Annotated in this window: 15 protein-coding genes; 3 read left to right on the top strand and 12 right to left on the bottom strand. The window is 61.5% G+C overall.

Annotation, left to right across the window (positions count from 1 at the left end; genetic code table 11):
* Positions 1-53: 53 nt before the first annotated feature.
* From Q1B40_RS06795 to Q1B40_RS06780, 4 genes are all read right to left on the bottom strand, one after another.
* Positions 54-773: an HAD family hydrolase gene (locus Q1B40_RS06795; RefSeq protein WP_299811720.1), complete on the bottom strand. Its 720-nt coding sequence runs from the start codon at positions 771-773 to the stop codon at positions 54-56.
* Between the two features lie 6 nt (positions 774-779).
* A complete protein-coding gene (locus Q1B40_RS06790; protein ID WP_299811718.1) occupies positions 780-2,462 on the bottom strand; it encodes an ABC transporter permease subunit in 1,683 nt (560 codons plus the stop codon).
* On the bottom strand, positions 2,459-3,502 hold the full coding sequence (locus Q1B40_RS06785; protein ID WP_299811716.1) for an ABC transporter ATP-binding protein: 1,044 nt from the start codon (positions 3,500-3,502) through the stop codon (positions 2,459-2,461). Before Q1B40_RS06785 ends, Q1B40_RS06790 begins: the two co-directional genes overlap by 4 nt.
* Before the next feature lie 167 nt (positions 3,503-3,669).
* Positions 3,670-4,668, bottom strand: coding sequence for an ABC transporter substrate-binding protein (locus Q1B40_RS06780; protein ID WP_299811714.1), 999 nt, complete (start codon positions 4,666-4,668; stop codon positions 3,670-3,672).
* A gap of 206 nt (positions 4,669-4,874) precedes the next feature.
* On the opposite strand from Q1B40_RS06780, the gene Q1B40_RS06775 reads away from it, so the two are divergent.
* A complete protein-coding gene (locus tag Q1B40_RS06775; protein ID WP_299811712.1) occupies positions 4,875-5,630 on the top strand; it encodes a DeoR/GlpR family DNA-binding transcription regulator in 756 nt (251 codons plus the stop codon).
* 198 nt (positions 5,631-5,828) lie between these two features.
* On the opposite strand, the gene Q1B40_RS06770 is transcribed toward Q1B40_RS06775, so the two are convergent.
* The 7 genes from Q1B40_RS06770 to chvE form a co-directional block, all read right to left on the bottom strand.
* Entirely contained in the window at positions 5,829-7,337 is a 1,509-nt protein-coding gene (locus Q1B40_RS06770; protein WP_299811710.1) for an aldehyde dehydrogenase (NADP(+)), read from the bottom strand.
* A 27-nt stretch (positions 7,338-7,364) separates the two neighbouring features.
* Positions 7,365-8,288 carry a Gfo/Idh/MocA family oxidoreductase gene (locus tag Q1B40_RS06765; RefSeq protein ID WP_299811708.1) on the bottom strand — a complete coding sequence of 308 codons (924 nt, stop codon included), beginning with the start codon at positions 8,286-8,288 and terminating at the stop codon, positions 7,365-7,367.
* Entirely contained in the window at positions 8,288-10,030 is a 1,743-nt protein-coding gene (gene araD / locus Q1B40_RS06760) for an L-arabinonate dehydratase (RefSeq protein ID WP_299811706.1), read from the bottom strand. The genes Q1B40_RS06765 and araD overlap by 1 nt, the downstream gene beginning before the upstream one ends.
* A gap of 3 nt (positions 10,031-10,033) precedes the next feature.
* Positions 10,034-11,035 (bottom strand): AraD1 family protein, encoded by a 1,002-nt coding sequence (gene araD1 / locus Q1B40_RS06755; protein WP_299811704.1) that lies wholly within the window; start codon positions 11,033-11,035, stop codon positions 10,034-10,036.
* Between the two features lie 4 nt (positions 11,036-11,039).
* Positions 11,040-12,284: a multiple monosaccharide ABC transporter permease gene (gene mmsB, locus Q1B40_RS06750; RefSeq protein WP_299811702.1), complete on the bottom strand. Its 1,245-nt coding sequence runs from the start codon at positions 12,282-12,284 to the stop codon at positions 11,040-11,042.
* A 13-nt stretch (positions 12,285-12,297) separates the two neighbouring features.
* A complete protein-coding gene (gene mmsA, locus Q1B40_RS06745) occupies positions 12,298-13,812 on the bottom strand; it encodes a multiple monosaccharide ABC transporter ATP-binding protein (protein ID WP_299811700.1) in 1,515 nt (504 codons plus the stop codon).
* A 145-nt stretch (positions 13,813-13,957) separates the two neighbouring features.
* Positions 13,958-15,022, bottom strand: a complete 1,065-nt coding sequence (chvE, locus tag Q1B40_RS06740) for a multiple monosaccharide ABC transporter substrate-binding protein (RefSeq protein WP_299811698.1) — start codon at positions 15,020-15,022, stop codon at positions 13,958-13,960.
* A gap of 167 nt (positions 15,023-15,189) precedes the next feature.
* Here chvE and Q1B40_RS06735 point away from each other — a divergent pair, with 167 nt between their 5' ends.
* Together Q1B40_RS06735 and Q1B40_RS06730 are read left to right on the top strand one after the other, a co-directional pair.
* Positions 15,190-16,146: a LysR family transcriptional regulator gene (locus tag Q1B40_RS06735; RefSeq protein ID WP_299811696.1), complete on the top strand. Its 957-nt coding sequence runs from the start codon at positions 15,190-15,192 to the stop codon at positions 16,144-16,146.
* Positions 16,147-16,375: 229 nt separating this feature from the next.
* Positions 16,376-17,824 (top strand): DASS family sodium-coupled anion symporter, encoded by a 1,449-nt coding sequence (locus tag Q1B40_RS06730; RefSeq protein ID WP_299811694.1) that lies wholly within the window; start codon positions 16,376-16,378, stop codon positions 17,822-17,824.
* Positions 17,825-17,898: 74 nt separating this feature from the next.
* On the opposite strand, the gene Q1B40_RS06725 is transcribed toward Q1B40_RS06730, so the two are convergent.
* A complete protein-coding gene (locus Q1B40_RS06725; protein ID WP_299811692.1) occupies positions 17,899-18,666 on the bottom strand; it encodes an IclR family transcriptional regulator in 768 nt (255 codons plus the stop codon).
* Positions 18,667-18,718 lie beyond the last annotated feature (52 nt).

Below are 18,718 nucleotides of genomic sequence, written 5' to 3'. Positions count from 1 at the left end.
AAAAAACCTAGTCCGGAGACGACCTCAAGGCCTGCCTCGAGGAAAGAGGTTATCTATCCCACCGCCGTGAGACCGAACAGAGCCGTCAGGCCGGTGATATCGGCCAGGACCACGTCGGCCAGGGATTTCAGCTCTTCCTCGGACCCCGTGCCCGTCAACACGCCGATGGCCAGACCCGCACGGCCCTCACGGGCCATCAGGATGTCCTGCGGATTGTCACCGACGACGGCGACGGACGCGGATGCCAGATCGCAGGAGCGGCAGAAGGCGTCGAGCATTCCCGGTGACGGCTTGTGGCCATGCCCCGTGTCATAACCGGTGACGAAGTCGAAGTGATGCGCCAGCCCCGTTGTCTGAAGAAAGATACGGATCGCCGCCTCGCTGTCGCTGCTGGCAACGCCCAGTATCAGACCCCTGGCCTTCAGCATTTCAAGCAGGCTGGCCGTGCCTTCTATGGCCGATGCCGTCTGCATGGATGAGCCGAAGAGGACATCGAGTTCTGCCACCAGCTGGGTCTCCGGCAACCGGGCTCCGACTGCAGCCCAGAGTTCCGCGATTTCCGAACTGTTGCCAGCGGCGAGCACGCTGCCGCTTCGGGTCTTGCCTGTGTCCGGATCGACTCCGGCAGTCACAAGCAGTTGCTGAGCAAGCCCCTGTTCCCCGCCTGCGGCCAGCAGCGCAGCCCTCCGGTTGGTGCGCCCCCAGCTTTCCTCGAAGTGCAGCAGGGTTCCGTCCTTGTCGAAAAGGACGCCTCGAATGTCCGGACGGTTCATACGTACCTACCTGATCAGAGAGACATGCCGCGCGCCGGCCAGCCAGAGGACGCACCGTGCGAGGAGCAGTGCGCCGAGCACGATCAGCATGATGCAGACGGAGAACGCCGCCGCCTGGTTGTTGGCGCCCCTGTCGGATAGCTGCAACACCGAGACAGCCGCGACCTGTGTCTGCGGTGTGATCAGGAAGATCACGGCGGAAAGCGACACCATTGCCCGCATGAAGAAAAACACCCCGACCCCGAAGAGCGTCGGCCACAGGATCGGCAACGTCACCCGGAACAGGGTGCGCAGCTGGCTGCCGCCGAGCATGGTCGACGCTTCGTCGAAAGTGGCGCTGATCTGCTTTAGCGACGTGGTCGCGATCAAAAACCCCTGGGCGTGGTTGTAATAGACGTAGAGCAGCACGATCAGGGGGAACGTCCCGTAGAGGACGTTGAGCGGGTTTGCCGTACTGTTGAACGCCAGGACGTATCCGAGGCCCAGCACCATGCCGGGGATGGAGGTCGGCAGAATGGCAAGGAAAGAGATCGGACCTCGCAGGGGCGTGCGGAATTTCTGGGAGACGATCGCAGCGACCGTCACCAGAATGACGCCAAAGATCGCGGTCGCGAAGGCAACGCCTATCGAGTTCCACAACGGCTGCGCCCCGTTTTGAACATCGAAGGAATAGTGCTTCAGGGAGAAAGCCAGATTGTACGGCCAGAGCTTCACAAGGCTGGCCAGAAGCACGATCAGCGGCACGGCCATGAAGACACAGGCGACGGCATATGTGTAAAGACCGAAGACCAGATCCCGACGGCGGTTGTCACGGACAGTCAGCGGTTTGGACTGGTCGGTAATCAACGCGTGCTGCCGCTTCGCGATCCTGCGCTCCAGCAGTTTGGAGATCACCGCGGGTGCCAGCAGCAACACGCCGATCACCGCGCCGAGACCGAATTTCCCCTGACCGATGACCTTGTTGTAGATCTCGGTCGCAAGCACGTTGAAGTCGCCGCCGATGACGATGGCGTTGCCGAAATCCGTGATCGTCAGCGAGAAGACGACAAAGCCTGCCGCGGCAATGCCGTAGCGGGTCGAAGGCAGCGTGATGGTCCGGAAGATGCGGAATGGCTTTGCTCCCATCACCACAGCTCCCTCGTAGAGCCGCGCATCGGATGCGGCCAGGGCCGCAGACAGGATCAGGAAGGCATAGGGGAAGGTGTAAAGCACGTCCGCCAGGACAATGCCCCAGAAGCCGTAGATATCGAAATCGAAACCGAGGAACCGGTTGAAGGCGCCATTGCGGCCGAACAGGAAGATCAACCCCTGGGCCTGCACCAGCGAGGGCGCGAACAGCGGTGTCATTACCACCAGACGCAAGAACCCCTTGAAGACGACATGCGTGCGCTGGATGGCGTAAGCGTAGGTATAGGCGAGACTGAGCGAGAGTATCGTTGTCAGGACGGCAACGGCGAGACTGTTGCCGACAAGTTCCCAGACACGCCCGGACTGCAGGGTTTCGGTGTAGTTTTCCAGGCCCCACCCGGTCTCACCGACAAAGCTGCGCAACAGGATGCTGGCCACCGGTATGACGAGAAACAGGATCATCATGACCAGAACGGCGATGGACACCACCAGCGCAAACGAACGGTCGCCGATCCTGAAGCGACGGACCGGCGGTGTGGGTGCAACGGCCTGGTCCGTCATTGGCTCAACCCGCAGAGCGATTCTGCGCCGAAATTCAGACAGACGCGGTCGCGTGGCTGCGGAATATACTCAGGTCCGTGCAATTGGACGTCGAGCGGCTGGTCCGGCGCGCAGTCCGGTCGCACAGTCAGGACCTGGATGTTGCCGAGAAACCTGACCTTGGTGACCTCGCCGAAAAGGGCATTGCCCATATCGAGCGGTTCCGGGGAGATGCTGATTGCCTCCGGCCTGATGCCGAGAAGATCCATGCCTTCGGCGTCCGGTCCGGCAGTCAGGGTCTGCGAGCCGAATTCGATCGCGCCGTTAGCGGCAACTCCCACCTGCATCACGTTGAAATTGCCGATGAAATCGGCCACGAAGCGGTTCTTCGGATGTGTGTAGATCTCGAACGGCGATCCGACCTGTTCGATCCGCCCGCCGTTGAGGACGACGATCCGGTCCGCCATTTCCAGCGCTTCGCTCTGGTCGTGGGTGACCATGATGGTGGTGATGGCCAGTTCCTTCTGGATGCTGCGGAACTCGCCGCGCAGCTCTGCCCGGACATTGGCGTCGAGCGCCGACAGGGGTTCGTCCAGCAACAGCAAGGTGGGACGGGGAGCAAGGGCGCGGGCGATGGCAACCCGCTGCTGCTGCCCCCCGGACATTTGCGAGGGCAGCTTGTGTGCCTGGTCGGCAAGCTGCACCAGATCGAGCATTTCCATCGCTCGGCTGGTGCGTTCCGGTTTCGCCCATCCCCGGCATTCCAGGCCGTAGAGCACGTTTTGAAGCGCAGTCAGGTTCGGGAACAGCGAATAGGACTGGAATACCATGCCGAAATTGCGCTCGGCCGGCGGCGTCCTGGACATGTCCCGGTCCGACAACCGGATGGAGCCCTCCTCGGCGACTTCCAGTCCGGCGATCACGCGCAGCAAGGTCGTCTTGCCGCATCCCGATGGCCCGAGGAAACAGGTGAAGCTCGATTCCGGGATCGTCAGCGTCAGGTCGCTCAGCGCCTTGACCTTCCCGAAGGATTTGGTCAGTCCTTCAATCTGCAAAGCCATCAATTCATCCCATGCGATTTCCGGAAGTCGTTGTGAAGGCGCCCTCGCGCGCCAGCATCCGAGGGGAGATCCCGGCATGGCCGGTCAGGATCAATGCCCCGCTTATCCGCACGAATGCGGAAAAGCGGTTCGATCCTGACAAGTCACACCCGGAACCCTGGTTCCGATCAGTTCTCGTAGCGGCGCTGCCACTCGGAGATGATCCGGTCCCGGTCCTTGCCCGCGGCCTGAAAGTCAGTCGGGTAAAGGATGCTGTTGGTGTCTTCCGGCATTCCTGCGGACCTGAAACGCTCCGGCAAGGACCCGCCCGGCACGGTGACGATGGCTTTCCAGTCGTAATAGGCGTTGACCGCTTCCGGCGTCAAAGTCCAGTCCAGGAAGCGGCGCGCGTCTTCCTTGTTCTTCGACGAGGCGACCAGTGCGTTGGCTTCCAGCTCATTGCCGGCGCCCTCGGCCGGGATGACCATGACCATCGGGAACCCTTCCTCGATGTTCTTGATTGCCCGCATGTCGAACGAGGCCCCTACGGCATATTCGCCCGCGGCCGCCGCGTTGCAGGGTTTGGAACCCGACTTGATGTATTGGGCGATATTGCCATCCAACTGATCCAGGAAAGACCAGCCTTCGTCCTCGCCCTTCATCTGCAGGATCGAGCTGACCTGGATGTAGCCGGTGCCGGACGAGGCCGGGTTCGGCATCACCACTTCACCCTTGTATTTCGGGTCGACAAGATCGGCCCATGATTTCGGCACGTCCAGACCGAGCTTCTCGACACGTTCCGTGTTGACGCAGAAAGCCGCCATGTAGCCGGTAACGGCGAACCACATGTTGTCTCCGTCCCGGAACGCCGCCGGAATCGCGTCGACGCCATTGGCCGCATAAGCCTCCAGGGTGTCGGCAATCTCCGGATTGACGATGGTTGAGGCGGCAAAGCCCCAGATCACGTCATGCTGGGGGTTGCCCTTTTCCGCGATGATGCGGGCGGCAAGATCGCCCGTCGACAAACGCAGCATGTTCACTTCAATATCAGGCATCGCCTGTTTGGCCAGCTCCAGAAACGCTGCCGCTTCATCTTCTTCGTAAGCCGTGTAAACCGTGATTTCGCCTGCAAGTGCAGCCGTCGGCAACAAGGCAGCCAGAACGCCTGCGAGAACTGTATTTTTCATTTCACCCTCCTCAAGGTTTGGCCGCGGCGCACATTTCTCCGACGGCACCCGGCAGAGGACAGTTTATGGAATTTTTCTTACAATAAAAGTAGGAAAGCTTACATTTTCTGTTTTGATGACATTTGGGGCTGAAAGCCTCCCCCGATTGAATTGAAGAGGCAAACTGTCTAAGGGAAACAGACGGAAAAGCGCGGGTGTGAGATGCAATGAGAAAGAAACAGCAGCGTAGGGATGCTCTGCTGAAGCTGGTCGCCGAAGAAGGCTATCTGAGCCTCTCGGAGATCGCGAAGTCGCTGGACGTGTCCGAGCAGACGATCCGCCGGGACTTTCAGGCGCTTGAGGAACAGCCCAATATCCGGCGCACTCATGGGGGCATCACGCTTGTCCAGCCCATCGCCAAGGGCGACTATTCAAAGCGTCTTCGCATCGCATCCAGCGAAAAGACCTCCGTTGCCCTGAAGGCTGCGAATTTCGTGAAGGATGGCGCTTCGGTGTTTCTCGACCACGGCACCACGTCGGAAGCGGCCGCTGAGGCGCTTCTGGCACGCAAGAACTTGCGCGTCACCACCTACAGCATTCGCATCGCGGCGCATTTTCTGGATCGGGACGATATTACCGTCGCCATCCCCGGAGGGATTGTCCGGCAGGAAGATGGCGCGATCGTCGGCCCCCACAACGACGACTTCATGAAGCAGTTCCGGTTCGACTACGCCATCATCGCCGTTTCCGGCCTGGATGATAGCGGGCGGCTGGCCGACAACGACCTGTTCGAGGTCAAGAGGGTGCAGGCGGCCATGCAGCAGGCCGACAAATCGATCCTCATGCTCACGTCAGACAAGATCGGTGTGAAAAGCCTGTTCGAACTCTGCCATCTCAGCGAGGTCGATCTTCTGGCCGCCAGCGCCCCGGCCACGACCGCACTCGACGGCCTTCTGACCACATCGGGCATCAAGCTGATCTAGGGTACGACCCCATAAGATCATACTCTCGGGCACCGAAATCGGCAGATAACACGCGATCCCGACCCAATGAGAAACCGGGATGAACGTGTCATTTCCGCTCATCTTCCGGCAACAAAAAACCATCCTGAAGAAAGCCTTCAGGATGGTTTTGGTGTTTTTTCGAACCGGCTGCAGAGCGTCAGCCCGCTCTTTTCCCGATCAGCGCGTCGGCAGGAGCGCGTCCGGGATGTTCTGGTAGCATACCGGGCGCAGGAAGCGGCGGATGGCAAGGGTTCCGACCGAGGTCGCACCAAAATTGGTGGACGCCGGATAAGGTCCGCCATGAACCATCGCATCCGCCACTTCAACACCGGTCGGAAAGGCATTGGCGAGCACACGGCCGGCCTTGCGTTCCAGGACAGGCATCAGACGCCGGGCGAGGTCCGTGTCGCCGTCATCCATCTGCAGCGTGCAGGTGAGCTGTCCCTCCAGACCCCTGGCGATCTGCAGGAGTTGCGCTTCGTCCTTGACGCGCACAACGATGCCGAGGGGACCGAAGACCTCCTCGCCAAGTTCTTCGTCGGCCAGCCACGCTTCGCCGGTGGTCTCAAAGAGATAGGGTGCTGCTTCCCGGGTTTCGCATGAGGTTCCGATCAGCTCGCGGACACCGGTCGAGCCGGACACCTTGCGGCTCCCGAAGCGGAAAGCCTCGGCGATACCGTCGGTAAGCATGGTCTGTGCGCCGATTTCCGACAGCGCACTCTTGGCGGTGTTGAGGAAAGCGTCCGCATCCGGTCCGTCGATGACGAGCACGATGCCCGGATTGGTGCAGAACTGCCCTGCCCCCATGGTCAGCGACCCTGCCCAGCCCTTGGCGATTGCTTCGCCGCGAGCCCCCAGGGCGACGGGAAGAACGAACATCGGATTGACCGAGCCAAGCTCTCCGAAGAACGGGATCGGCACCGGACGCTGTGCACACAGATCGAACAGCGCGCGTCCGCCGCGCAACGAGCCGGTGAAACCGACGGCAGTGATCAGCGGATGCTGGACCAGAGCCTGGCCGACGTCATAGCCGTTGCCCTGGATGAAGGAGAATACGCCGGGATGCAGTCCGCAGGATTTCACGGCAGCCGCGATGGCTTCGGCAACGATTTCACCGGTTCCAGGATGCGCCGGATGGCCACGCACCACGACCGGACAGCCGGCTGCCAGAGCCGATGCCGTGTCGCCGCCGGCGGTGGAAAAAGCGAGCGGGAAATTGGAAGCGCCGAAGACGGCGACTGGGCCGATCGGCCGCTGGACGAGTTTCAGGTCCGGACGCGGCAGAGGCTGGCGGTCCGGCAGCGCCTCGTCGTGACGCATATCCAGATAATCGCCTTTCAGGATATGGCTGGCGAACAGGCGCAACTGACCGGTGGTGCGTCCGCGCTCACCCTGAAGGCGTGCTTCGGGAAGGCCGGTCTCCGAGGTACCGATGGCCGTGATCGCTTCCGCGCGCGCCTCGATTTCATCGGCGATCGCATTCAGGAACTTCGCCCGTTCCTCGCTGGAGGAATAGCCGTAGCTCCAGAAGGCCTCTTCGGCAGCCTTGCAGGCCGCATCGACGTCCTTCACGGTTCCGGAGGAGAAGTTGAAGGACTGGCCGTGCGCCGGCTGGGAGCTGAAAGTCTTTTCGCTCGTGGACCATTCGCCCGCGATGAGCTGTTTTCCGTGCGGCATAAAAGTCATGTCAAACCTTCCGGTTTCAATAGGGTATCAATAGTGGAACGGTGCGGTGACGACCCGCTTTCCAAGGGAAAAGGCGTCACAGACGTGAATCATGGGTGAGAGATCCATATCGCTTTCGCCGGCTTTTACCAAGGCCGCCATGCGCGCATAAAGGTTCGCATATTCATGATTTGCGCCCTGTTTGACGAGTTTTCCGTCAATCTCCAGCCGTTCACCGCCGAGCGACAGGCTGGCACTGCCGCGATCCGTCTCGATTTCGATATTCCAGGTCTGTGGGCCTTCCTGCCGCCAGTCGAAATCGGCGGTCATCCGAGCACCGGACGGATCCACGAAATCGAGCCGGGCGGCAATCGGTGTGTCGCGGTTTTCCGGGACCTCCAGCGTCGCACCCGACAGGTGCACCGGATAGGGCAGAATTTCCGTCAGGATCGAGAGCGCGTTGATGCCCGGATCGAAGACCCCCATCCCGCCCGGTTCCCAGATCCACTCCTGACCCGGATGCCAGCGGCGGACATCTTCTTTCCAGGTGATTTCCAGCTTTTTCAGGGGCCGCTCCGCCAGCCAGGCTTTCAGATCCGGAACGCAATCGGCATGGCGCGAATGCCAGGTCGCGAAGATCGTCACGCCGTTTTCCTTCGCCAGCGCTTCAAGCGCATAACATTCGGCAAGGCTCTGGCCCGGAGGCTTTTCCAGCATGACATTCCTGCCGGCCTTGAGCGCTGCGGCGGCATAGGCAAAGCGAGGCTGTGGCGGGATTGCGAGCGACACAGTGGTGATGTCCGGGCGGGTTTCCAGCAGCGCGTCCATCGACTCGAAATGCTCCACGCCCTCGACAGCGGAATTGCGACTGACCGCCGCCTCGAGAGACCAGTCGGGATTTGCCGTAATCGCGGGAATATGCTGGTCCCGGGCAATCTTTCCGATACCCACCAGCGCCAGTTTTTCAGCCATCAATGAGAGTCCTTTGGTACCGCGGACCCGCGGCATCCTTTCAGGAAGTCGAAATCGGCGCCGGTGTCGGCACCTTGAACATGATCGTGGAACAGACGTGCGTAGCCACTGTCCGGTACGTGGTGGGAGGGCGTCCACTCGTCAAGCCTCAGGGCAAGCTCCTCTTCCGAAATCTCCAGGTGAAGCTTCCGGTTCGGAACGTCCAGTTCGATCATGTCCCCCGTGCGCACCACGGCCAGGGGGCCGCCGGCGGCAGCTTCCGGCGACGTGTGCAGGACGACCGTGCCATAGGCCGTGCCCGACATGCGCGCGTCGGAGATCCGCACCATGTCAGTGATGCCTTTCTTCAGCACCTTCGGCGGCAGCCCCATGTTGCCGACCTCGGACATGCCCGGATAGCCCTTGGGCCCGCAGTTCTTGAGCACCATGATGCAGGTTTCGTCGATGTCGAGCGCATCGTCTTCGATACGGGCCTTGTAGTCGTCGATATCTTCAAAGACGACCGCCCTGCCCCGATGCTGCAGAAGATGCGGTGAAGCCGCCGAGGGTTTCAGAACCGCTCCGTGAGGCGCCAGATTGCCTTTCAATACGGCAATGCCGCCTTGCTGCGTCAGGGCCTTCTCGACGGGCAGAATGACATCCTCGTTCCAGTTCCGGGCGTTCTTCACCTGATCCCAGACCGTATCACCCGCCACGGTAATCGCGTCCTTGTTGAGCATGCCCGCTTCGCCAAGACGCTTGATCACCACCGGCAATCCGCCGGCATAGAAGAACTCCTCCATCAGGTATTTGCCGGAGGGCATCAGATTGACGACGGTCGGAACATCCCGTCCGAGCTTGTCCCAGTCCTCCAGCGACAGGTCCACCCCCACCCGGCCGGCAATCGCCAGCAGATGGATCACGGCGTTGGTCGATCCGCCGATGGCACCGTTGGTGCGGATGGCGTTTTCAAATGCCTCCCGGGTCAGGATGTCCGACGGCTTGAGGTCGTCCTTCACCATCTGCACGATCCGGCGGCCGGAGAGATGCGCCATGACGCGGCGGCGGCTGTCGACGGCGGGTATGGCCGCGTTGCCGGACAGCGCCATGCCGAGCGCCTCGGCCATGGAGGCCATGGTGGACGCCGTGCCCATGGTGTTGCAGGAGCCTGGTGACCGGCTCATGGCCGCTTCCGCTTCCAGGAACTCCTCCTGTGTCATCTCGCCGGCCTTGACCGCTTCGGAGAACTTCCACAGGTGGGTGCCCGAGCCGACGCGCTCGCCCTGGAACCAGCCATTGAGCATCGGACCGCCGGTGACCACGATGGACGGCAGGTCGACGGAGGCCGCGCCCATGAGAAGCGACGGGGTTGTCTTGTCGCAGCCGACCAGAAGCACAACCCCATCGAGCGGGGTTCCCCGAAGGGCTTCCTCCACATCCATGCTGGCGAGGTTGCGGAACATCATTGCGGTGGGACGCAGTGTGCTTTCGCCGGTCGAGAAGACGGGAAACTCGAGGGGAAATCCACCCGCTTCGTAAATGCCGTGTTTGACCCGCTCGGCCAGGTCCCTCAGATGCGCGTTGCAGGGTGTGAGCTGGGACCAGGTGTTGCAGATGCCGATCACCGGGCGGCCGTCAAAAAGGTCGTCCGGCAGGCCCTGGTTCTTCATCCAGCTGCGATGATAGATGTGGTCGCGGCTGGTGCCGCCGAACCATTCGGCCGACCGCAGCTTGCGCGGCCATTTCGCGGGTTTGAAGCTCATGATCTAAAGAACCTTCACTTGCGTGGCCGCTGTCTCCGCAGGCTGGAAAGTCAGGCGATTGCGGAGCGCGACGCCGAAGCCCGGCGCGGAAATCTCCACTTCATCCCCTTCCTTGCAGGAAATGCCGTCGGCAAAGGACAGCGTCGCCGTGCCGAACATGTGAACGTGAATGTCGCCCGGCTGGCGGAAGACATCATATTTGAAATGGTGGTGTTCCAGATTGGCCAGCGTGTGGGACATGTTCGCCTCGCCCGACACGAACGGCTTTTCCCACAATACCTTGCCATCCCGGCGAATGCGGCTGGTTCCGTTGACGTTCTCCGGCAGGGCTCCGACCAGCAGTTCGGGACCGAAGGATGCCGGACGCAGCTTGGAATGGGCCAGGAAGAGATAGTTCTGCCGCTCCATCACGTGATCGGAAAACTCGTTGGCAAGCGCAAAACCGATCCGGAAAGGCGTCCCGTCATCGGCTATGATGTAGATACCGGCGATTTCCGGTTCCTCGCCGCCGTCCTCGCAAAAACCGGGGCTGACCAGATCGCCGCCCGGCGCGACGGCACAGGTGCCGTTTCCCTTGTAGAACCATTCCGGCTGCACGCCGACCTTCCCGCCTTCGGGCCGTCCGCCTTCAAGCCCCATGCGGAAAATCTTCATGGAGTCGGAAATATTGGCCTCTTCGTCACCGGCGCCGGCCTTGGCGTGCATGGCATCGCGCGTCGCTGCGGATCCCAGATGGGTGAGACCGGTGCCCGTCAGATGCAGATGGGCGCTATCGGGATGGGTGATCGGCAGCAGGAGGCGTTTTTCCTCGGCCAGCTTTTCCAGATCGACCGCCTTGCCAAGTTCATGACCGCGGATGCATTCCGCCAGGCTCTGGCCTTTGCCGATTGCTTCGCGGACGAGATCATAGGTCGAGCCCACGCCTTTCAGGATGCAGGCTTCGCTACCATTGCGAATGACAACGGCCTGATTGCCGCCGTCGTCCAGTATCTGGGAAATCAGCATCCTCTTATCCCTGCTTGTTCTTGTTGTAGACGTCGAAAATCACGGCTGCGAGCAGCACCAGGCCCTTGATCATCTGCTGGTAATCGATGCCGATGCCCATGATCGACATGCCGTTGTTGAGCACGCCCATCAGGAAGGCCCCGACCACCGCGCCGACGATTGTCCCGACCCCGCCCGACATCGACGCCCCGCCGATGAAGACCGCGGCGATCACGTCCAGTTCAAGCGCGAAACCGGCCTTTGGTGTTGCAGTGTTGAGACGGGCCGCGAAGACGAGACCGGCAGCGGCCGCCAGAACACCCATGTTCGCGAAGGCCAGGAACGTAAGCCGCTCAGTCTTGATGCCGGACAGCTTGGCGGCCTTCTGGTTGCCGCCCAGCGCGTAGATCCGCCGCCCGACTGTCGTGGTCTCGGTGATGAAGGCATAGATCACCGTCAGGACACCCATGGTGATCAGCACATTCGGCATGCCCCGGAACAGGGAGAGCTTGTACATGACGAAGATCAGCGCCGTGGCGATGATGGCTGTGCGGGCGATGAAGAAACTTTTCGGCTCGTCCTCGATGCCATAGGCCTTGTTCTGGGCCCGCTGGCGCAGACCGATCCAGACAACCAGCGCGGCAGCGGCAATGCCCGTCACCAGCGCCAGGACATTCACCTTGCGGGCGCCGAAAAACTCCGCGAGCCATGCCCCCAGACCAGTGGGGAAGATATCCGGAACGAAGCCGGTTGCGATCAACTGGAACTCTTTCGGGAACGGGCCGACCGACTGGCCTTCCAGAAGCCACAGCGACAGGCCGCGGAACACCAGCATGCCGGCTAGCGTCACGATGAAGGACGGGATCTTCCAGTAGGCGACCCAATACCCCTGGGCCGCGCCGATAAGACCTCCCGTGACCAGGCAGATGAGGATCGTGAGGATGACCGGCTGGTTGAGTTCGACGATCAACACGGCGGCCAGGGCGCCGATGAAGCCCATCACCGAACCGACCGACAGGTCGATATTGCCGGAGACGATGACGACCAGCATGCCCAGCGCCATGATGATGATGTAGGAATTCTGCAAAAGCAGATTGGTGACGTTGACGGCACGCAGCAACGTGCCGTCGGTCACGATCTGGAAAAACACCATCACCGCGATCAGCGCGAAAAGCAGGCCGTATTGCCGAAGGTTCGCGGAAATATACGCACCGATGCCTTTGGACCTTACCGCCGGCGCCGCATTGGTATCGCTTTCAGCCACTTCCATGGGGTTCACTCTTTCATTCGTTGACGATGAGCGACATGATGCGCTCCTGGCTCGCATCGCCGGCGGCAAGTTCGCCGACAAGAGCCCCTTCATTCATGACGTAGATCCGGTCGCACATGCCGAGGAGTTCCGGCATTTCCGACGAGATCATGACCACGCCCTTCCCTTCGGCGGCGAGGTCGTTGATGATGGAATAGATTTCGTATTTCGCGCCGACATCGATGCCTCTCGTCGGCTCGTCCAGGATCAGGACTTCCGGTGCGGTGAACAGCCATTTCGCCAGCACCACCTTTTGCTGGTTCCCGCCGGACAGATTGACCGTTTTCTGGAACACCGACGGGGTCCGGATCGCCAGCGCCTTGCGGTATCTTTCGGCGACCTTCGTTTCCTCGTTGCGCTTCAGCACGGAGCCGGAGGAAACGCCCTCCAAATTGGCAAGTGTGGTGTTGAACCGGATGGTTTCGTCGAGCACGAGCCCGAGGGCCTTGCGGTCTTCCGTCACATAGGAAATCCCGGCGTCAATCGCCCTGTCCACCGAGCTGACATCCACCGTCTTGCCGTTCAGCCTGACTTCGCCGGATATGTTGCGGCCATAGGAGCGGCCGAAGATGGACATGGCGAGCTCGGTCCGGCCGGAGCCCATCAGGCCCGCGATCCCCACGACTTCCCCGGCGCGCACATTGAACGAGGCGTTGCGGATGACCTGGCGCTCGGCATGCTCGGGATGCCAGACATTCCAGCCCTCAACTTCCAGAAGCACTTTTCCGGGCGTGCGCTTGTGGTCCGGGAAGCGGTGGGTCATGTCCCGGCCGACCATGTCGCGGACAATCTCGTCCTCGCTGAGACCCTTGCTGGCGTCCAGCTTGGACACCGTCATGCCGTCGCGAATGACGGTCACGCTGTCGGCCACATAACGGACCTCGTTGAGCTTGTGGGAAATGATGATGCAGGTAACACCCTGCGCCTTCAGTTCCAGCATGAGGTCGAGCAGCTTGCGGCTGTCGTTTTCCTGCAGCGCGGCGGTCGGTTCGTCCAGAATGAGCAGCTTGACGTCCTTGGAGAGCGCCTTGGCGATTTCGACGAGCTGCTGCTTGCCCACGCCGATGTTGTCGACCTTGGTCGTCGGAGCTTCCACCAGCCCGACCTTGGCGAGGAGTTCTTCGGTGAACTGGTTGGTCCGGCGCCAGTCGATCACACCGTTCGATGCGCATTCATTGCCCAGGAAAATATTCTCCGCGATGGAGAGTTGCGGCACGAGGGCCAGTTCCTGGTGGATGATGATGATGCCCTGTTTCTCGCTGTCCGAAATACCGGCAAACCGGGCCGGCTTGCCGTCGAACAGAATGTCGCCGTCATAGTCGCCGTGGGCATAAACCCCCGACAGGATTTTCATGAGCGTTGATTTTCCCGCGCCGTTCTCACCGACGACTGCATGGATTTCGCCCTTTTGAACATCGAGACTGACCCGGTCCAGCGCTTTCACGCCCGGAAAGGTCTTGCTGATGTTCTGCATGGAAAGGAGTGCCATGGCCCCCGGTCTCCGAATTCCGAAAAAGATCCGCCCGCAAGTCCGGTGGTTCCGAACTCGGTCGGCTTCCCTCATTTCCGGGTCTGCACGGAAATGAAGGAAGGACCGGGTCTGCGGGCGGGAGGTGCTGCTTGGGAGCTCTTGTTTATTTGACCTGGTCAGCCGTGTAGTAACCGCTGCCGATCAGGATTTCTTCCCAGTTGCTCGCATCGACCGCGACCGGCTCCAGCAGGTAGGACGGCACGATCTTGACACCGTTGTTGTAGGTCTTGGTGTCGTTGATTTCCGGCTCGCCGCCTTCCAGCAGCGCGTCGACCATGCCGACCGTGACACGGGCAAGTTCGCGGGTGTCCTTGAAGACCGTGGAATACTGTTCGCCGGCAAGGATGGACTTCACGGACGGAACTTCCGCGTCCTGGCCGGTGACGATCGGCATTTTCTGGTCGCCGGAGCCGTAACCGACGCCCTTCAGCGACGACAGGATGCCGATGGACAGGCCATCGTAGGGGCTCAATGCGCCATGTAGCGTCTTGTCGGTGTAATGGGCGGACAGCAGGTTATCCATACGGGCCTGGGCGACAGCGCCGTCCCAGCGCAGTGTGCCGACCGTGTCCATGCCCGTCTGACCGGACTGGATGATGATGGTACCGTCATCGATCAGCGGCTGGAGAACGGACATTGCGCCATCGTAGAAGAAATAGGCGTTGTTGTCGTCCGGAGAACCGCCAAACAATTCAACATTGTACGGGCCGTCGCCGAAGCGTTCCTTCAGGCCGCCGACCAGCGACGTTGCCTGCTGAACACCCACCTTGAAATTGTCGAAGGTCGCGTAATAGTCGACATCGCCGCTGTCGCGGATCAGCCGGTCATAAGCGATGACCTTGATGCCGGCAGCAGCGGCATTTTCGAGTGCATTGGAAAGCGTGGTGCCGTCGATTGCCGCGATCACGAGCACATCGGCGCCCTTGGTGATCATGTTTTCGATCTGGGCCAGCTGGTTCGGAATGTCGTCTTCGGCATACTGCAAGTCGGTGGTGTAACCGGCTTCGGTGAACTGCTCGACCATGGAGTTGCCGTCGGAGATCCAGCGGGCCGAGGATTTGGTCGGCATGGCGATGCCGATGGTGCCCTTGTCCTGCGCCATAACGGCACCGGACATGAGAGTTGCCACAGCCGCAGCCGCGACCAGAGCCTTGGAAACAAACTTCATATTTTCCTCCCGTGCCGGTTTGCGACCGGCCACAAACTTATTTCCGGCATGAACTGATGATGCCGCGGCTACAAATGCGAGAAAAACAACATGACGGTCAAATTATTATTCATTATCGTTACATATCCATATCGGTATAGATTTGATCTCTCCTGAAGCGAGCCATCATGAGCCTGGACCTGCTGCGGCGCGGCCTGAAAATTTCGCATCTGCGCCTGCTCGCCGAACTGGCGCGGCAATCGCGACTGACCAACGCCGCGACCGCGCTCGGCATCACCCAACCGGCAGCCTCACGGCTGATTTCGGAGATCGAACGGATCACGGAAGCCGCCGTCTATGTGCGCAGCGGCCGGGGTATCGAGCTGACCGACGTGGGCCGAAAGCTCGCGGAACGCTGCGTGCGCATCTTGCAGGAACTCGGCGACGCGGGCCGGGACATCGAGCAGCATATGTCCGGCCAGAGCGGCCATGTCAGCATCGGCTCGGTTACCGGACCGGCCATCGAATATGTGCTGCCCGCGCTGCGCCATATCCGGCTCAGTTACCCGGACATCTCGATTTCCGTCGATGTTGCCCCCAGCCGCGACCTTGCGCCGAAACTGGAGGACGGGCGGCTGGATTTCTCTCTCAGCCGGGTGCCCGTGGATGAGGACCCTGCCCTTTTCGAGGAACGGCCACTCCTTCGGGAACCGGCGTCGATCATCGCCCGCATCGATCATCCGCTGACACGAACCGGCACTCCCATACCGGCGGAAGCCCTTCTCGGCTTCGACTGGGTTCTGCCCCCGGCCGGAACGCCGATCCGGGCAACGGCGGAACAGGCGTTGCGGGACAAGGGGCTGACCCTGCCCTCCAGAGTGCTGACCACCTCCTCCTTCCTGTTCACGCTGGCGACCGTCCAGAGAACCAACGCCATCGCTCCGGTCGCCCAGTCCGTCGCCAGAAGTTTTGCCGAAGGCACCGACGGAACACCCGGAACACTCACGGAACTTCAAAGCGACCTGCCGCTGTCGGTGGAGACCTATTCCTTCCTGACGCGCAAGGGTCAGGTGCTGACGCCTGTTGCGCAAGTGGTCGCCAGAGAAGTGCTGAGGGCCATCGGCGATGGGTCGGGTCCTGGCTGAAGAGCCGGAGCTGGCAGCAGGCAAATGAAATATATTCCGCTTCGATCCTTGCCGTGGCACGGTGGGGCCGATGCTTGACCGAGCCAAGAAATGTCACGAGATTCGAGCGCAGCCTTGAGGGAAACCAGACCTTGTCCTTACTCGATGTTCCGATAGTCGCGCTGCCTGCCCCGGGGTTCGGGCTCGCGCGCCGAAACGGCGTCCGCCCCGACATGGTATCGGCGAAGACATGAGCGAAGAGGGGCAGACGGTCCTGAAAGGTTACAGTCTGGCCGGCATGCTGGCCGGTCCGGCTGCCGCGCTGATGATGCTGGCTCTGCCTGTTCCGGCAGGTTTGACGTTCCAGGGCTGGGCGACAGCCGCCATCGCCGTCTGGATGGCGATCTGGTGGGCGAGCGAGGCGCTGCCGGTTGCCGCGACGGCCCTGTTACCGCTTGTCTTCTTTCCGCTGTTCGACATCTCCGACTTCGGCCAGACGGCCGCCCCCTTCGCCAATCCGCTGATATTTCTGTTTCTCGGCGGTTTCCTGATTTCGCTGGCCCTGCAGCGATGGAACCTCCACCGTCGCATCGCGCTTCATATCCTGTCGGTCGTCGGCAGCAGCCCCTCAGCGCTGATTGGCGGCGTGATGGCGGCAACGGCCTTCCTGAGCATGTGGATCAGCAACACGGCGACAGCCATGATGATGATGCCGCTGGCCGTGTCCCTGACGTCGGTCCTCACGGATGCGGGACAACGCGAAAAGTCCGGCATCTCCTCCGCGCTTCTGCTCGCCGTTGCCTATTCCGCATCGATAGGGGGACTGGCCACCCTTGTCGGCTCGCCGCCCAATGCCCTGCTCGCCGCATATATGGAGCAACGCCATGGCATTCATGTCGGGTTTCTCGACTGGATGGTCATCGCTCTCCCGGTAGTTCTGGCAATGTTGCCGATCACCTGGTTTCTGCTCACCAGGGTGGATTTTCACCTGGAAGACACATCCACCCAGACGGGCTCGGAGGTCATAAGGCAGGAACTGGACAAAATGGGTTCGGTCAGCGCCGCGGAAAAACGGGTCGCGGCGGTATTCGCGCTCGTCGCGGCGCTCTGGATCTTCAATCCCCTGACCGCCGACTTGACCGGGCTGTCCGGTCTTCATGACGCAGGCATCGCAGTCTCCGGCGCACTCCTGCTGTTTCTGATCCCCTCCGGCACCCATGCGCGCGTCTTTCTGCTCGACTGGAATTGGGCGAAGCGGGCTCCCTGGGATATTCTCATCCTGTTCGGCGGCGGCCTGAGCCTGGCTCAGGCGGTCGACAAGACCGGCCTTGCCTCGTGGATCGGCAACGGCCTGTCCTTTTTCGAAACCTGGCCGGTGTTCGCGCTTGTGCTGGCTGTTTCACTGCTCGTCATCTTTCTGACCGAGCTGACGAGCAACACGGCGACGACAGCGGCGTTCCTGCCTGTTGTCGGCGCTGTCGCCGTTCAGGCCGGCCTCGATCCGCTGTTCCTTGCCGCGCCGGCCGCCATTGCCGCCTCCTGCGCCTTCATGCTTCCCGTGGCGACCCCTCCGAATGCCATCGTTTTCGGCACCGGGCAGGTCAGCATTCCCCAGATGATGCGGGCGGGCTTTCTCGTGAACCTTGCAGCTGTCGCGGTGATCACGCTGCTGACGACACTGATGTTCGGCAGCGGATAGCTAGGTCAGGGTGGTTTCGGCACGCTCGGAGCGGCACGCCTTGCAGGGATCGAAACCGTCCTGCTTCCCGCCGGTTATCTCTGCGGTTCAGCAGCAAGGCTGCTGCGAAGATTTTCCGCCGTGGCTTTCAGTTGCGCCAATGCCTTGCCTGCTCCGGCGCCCGACAGGCGCGCTGCCGGGCCAAAGACCGACACGCCCGAGATCATCCGGCCGCTACCGCTGAACAGAGGCACGGCGACTGCGTGGAGCGTGTCTTCCCGCTCGCCGCGGTTTTCCGCAAAGCCGTCGCGGCGGACCTTTACAAGCTCCGCGCGCAGCGCGTCCTCGCCGATGATGGTCGCGCCGGTAAACGTCTTCGGCTCGACCCGCTTGAAATAGGCGTCCAATTCCTTGTCCGGCAGATGCGCCAGCCAGAGCTTGCCGTGCGCGGTGCACCAGGCCTCAAGTTCCGAGCCCACGCGGATATCGACCAGCACGGGCCGGTCAGGCACGGCGCGCGCGATGCAGACCACCTTGTCCGAGCGGAACAGGGTTGCCATGGAGGCTTCACCAAGACGATCCGTGAGCGCGTTCAGGGCCGGCTGCAGAAGGCCCGCCAGCGAGCCGCCGTCAAGCAGCCGCTCCGCCAGACCGGCGAACAGGAACCCCAGCCGATAGCGGCCGCGCTCAACGGCAATGAGCGCGCCGACGTGCTCCAGCGTCTTGAGGAAACGATGCGCGGTGACGGCATTCACGCCCAGTTCGGCCATCACGTCGGCAGCGGCGATCACCGTCCTGTCCGCGTTGAATAGCTTCAGGATTTCAAAGGCCTTCACCACGGAACCGTTGATCTGCGCCACCATCGCCGAATGAGCCTGCTTTCCTGATCCGCAAACGGGACTGTTGACGGATGAT

The organism is uncultured Roseibium sp., from assembly GCF_947496995.1.
GTDB lineage: Bacteria > Pseudomonadota > Alphaproteobacteria > Rhizobiales > Stappiaceae > Roseibium.
This window is presented reverse-complemented; position numbering and strand designations above follow the sequence as displayed.